The sequence below is a fragment of the Chryseobacterium sp. CG10_8 genome (genome assembly GCF_058117085.1).
Window position 1 is genome coordinate 1 of sequence record NZ_JBYVEB010000200.1, and the last position, 2,297, is coordinate 2,297.

The 2,297-nt window shown below is 32.2% G+C and carries 3 protein-coding genes; all 3 read right to left on the bottom strand.

Annotation, left to right across the window (positions count from 1 at the left end; all coding sequences use genetic code 11):
• Positions 1-71: 71 nt before the first annotated feature.
• The 3 genes from AC4AGG_RS16085 to AC4AGG_RS16095 all read right to left on the bottom strand — a co-directional run bounded on the left by AC4AGG_RS16085 (position 72) and on the right by AC4AGG_RS16095 (position 1,857).
• Positions 72-293, bottom strand: coding sequence for a YgaP family membrane protein (locus tag AC4AGG_RS16085; RefSeq protein WP_489773038.1), 222 nt, complete (start codon positions 291-293; stop codon positions 72-74).
• Positions 294-368: 75 nt separating this feature from the next.
• Positions 369-995, bottom strand: a complete 627-nt coding sequence (locus tag AC4AGG_RS16090; protein ID WP_489773039.1) for a Crp/Fnr family transcriptional regulator — start codon at positions 993-995, stop codon at positions 369-371.
• A gap of 136 nt (positions 996-1,131) precedes the next feature.
• Entirely contained in the window at positions 1,132-1,857 is a 726-nt protein-coding gene (locus AC4AGG_RS16095; RefSeq protein WP_489773040.1) for a hypothetical protein, read from the bottom strand.
• Positions 1,858-2,297: the final 440 nt, after the last annotated feature.

The window sequence follows — 2,297 nt, forward strand, 5'->3', positions numbered from 1 at the left end:
TTAAAAAAAAATCTAGCTTCAAACATCTTAAATGTTTAGAAGCTAGACTACATATAAAAATGTGTTTTTTTCTAATCTTTCTTTCCTTGGTCTTTCACAGAACAAGAGTTGATTCCCAATGGAAGATACAACGGGCAGAAGCTTATGAAACTTGTCAAAACGAACACTCCTGCAAGAACCAAAGCTACAATTCCCCAGGTTCCCGAAATAACGTTGGTAAAGTAGAGTACACCCAAAACGACAGCAATTATTATTCTAATAATTTTGTCAACGGAGCCCATGTTTTTTTTCATTTTATTTCTTTTTTTGTTATTGCTTTATTGCGGTACAAAAGTAGAACGTATGAAAAAGCCATGCAGTGACCATAGTCACCATTCGCCACTAATTTTGATATTTCCTGAATTCTGTGATATTTTTCCGTCTGTTTCGAGTTTCTTGAGGACCCTAGTAATGACTTCACGAGCGGTACCAAGTTCGTTTGCGAGTTGACTATGACTCATTTTCACGGAATCACTTTTGATAAGTTCAGTTTTCTTTTTCAGATGGTCATATAACCTTTGGTCCATTTTTGTCAAAAGCAAATGTCCAATAGTATCGAGAAGTTCTGTATATCTAAGGTTAAATTGATTATAAAAAAGTTCGTTGAAATCAGGATATTCTTTTATCCATTTGGGTAAATGCTCAATTGGAATTAGTAGTAACTCCGAATCTTCTTCTGTGGTTGCATAGACTTTGCTTGGCGAATTTTTTAAAGCCGCATAAAAGGTCATCACACAACTTTGCTGTGGCTCGATGTAGTAGAGTAGGAGCTCTTTTTCTTCAAAGCGAGAAAATACTTTTACAAGATCGTTGATGACGATAGGAAGAACATTAATATATTGATGCTCTCTCAAAATTTCGGTACCCTTGCTCACCACTTTTATAGAGCCGTGTTGCAGAATTTTCTCTGACAATTCGGGTTTTAGAAAAGATAATTTTTGCTTATCGATGTCCATTTTTACTATTTGGCAACAAAGATACTATCAAAATATTTTCATTTTTCAAGAATAGTAATAAAAGTGAAATTTTCCTGAAGTTGATTCCTGCTAATCGCAAGCATGATATCTGTGATTCGTTTTTGGCTAGCTTGGCTTAGTAGGAAACTGTGTATCCGACACTGGGAAGATTCATGTTTAAGGAAAGAATTTTCCATTGGTTGAAGTAATAATTGTAAAAATATAAATCTCCTTTCTCTTTTGAATTGTAAAACTGAATTGAAGATTCACCGATTTCTTTCTGAGTCTTTCCTGTTTCGTTGATAATTCTCAAGCTCATCAAAGTCTCTTCATTAAAGGTAATGTTATACTCTTCGAGGTTGATTTTATTGATCTTTTTGCTCAGTTCTTTAACGCTGATGATAATGCTTTCTGTGTTAATACTTTCATTACTTATTTTATTTTCCTTTACATCATAAAAATCAATTTTGATCAGAGCTTCTTTATCATAAATTCTTCTTATAGGAATTGAGATTTCCTTCAATTTTCCGGTCATGTTCTTCTTTCCTTTATGAATAATTCCTATGCTTAAATCTTTGGGGAATCCCGAAGTATTGGACTTCAATATTTTTGATTCGAATTTTACATCAGTCTTTCTATTGACTATTATTTCCTGAATTTTTTTCACGATAGGCGTCAAATAAATTACACTCGTATAACGATCAATCTTCTTGTCGTGAAATCCTTGTTTTTTTATAATGAGCGGGAGCTGAGAGTCCTTCATTATTTGAATAGTACCTAAGGAATCAGAAAAGAATGAATCCCCGTTACTTATCACCTCAGCATAGGGAATAGTTTTACTTTCAACACTATCTAAAATCACTATCTTTTTTTGACAGTATAAGAGAACAGGAGTTACTAATAGTATCGTTGTTAAAAAATGTCTTACCATCATTGACGTTTTAGATTAAATAAAGGAGGTATGCCAAGAAAACCTATTGAGAGTTGTCAGTTTTTTTATTTTTAAGATAATCAGTACGACCTCCCTCCCTCCCAATTTGAATTTTTTAAATAAAAAAAGAAATGTTTTTTGATAGCTCAAAACAACTTCATTAGTTTTGGATACATTGGATTTTAATATCTCTTTTTTGATTATTTCACTATCTTTTCTTTGTACAATTTTACTAATACTGCGGAGAGAGAATATAAAAAAGGTTTGGTATAAATCTCCATTGAAAATTCAGGAATTCTTACCAAACCTTCTATGACCAACCTTTTGTTTTATTTAGGTAATTTTTTGTCTATTATTTTTCTTCAAATTCT

Excerpts from the sequence above, each read along its gene's own strand:
- AC4AGG_RS16085 (WP_489773038.1), bottom strand. The coding sequence starts at position 293 with ATGAAAAAAAACATGGGCTCCGTTGACAAAATTATTAGAATAATAATT.
- AC4AGG_RS16090 (WP_489773039.1), bottom strand. The coding sequence starts at position 995 with ATGGACATCGATAAGCAAAAATTATCTTTTCTAAAACCCGAATTGTCA.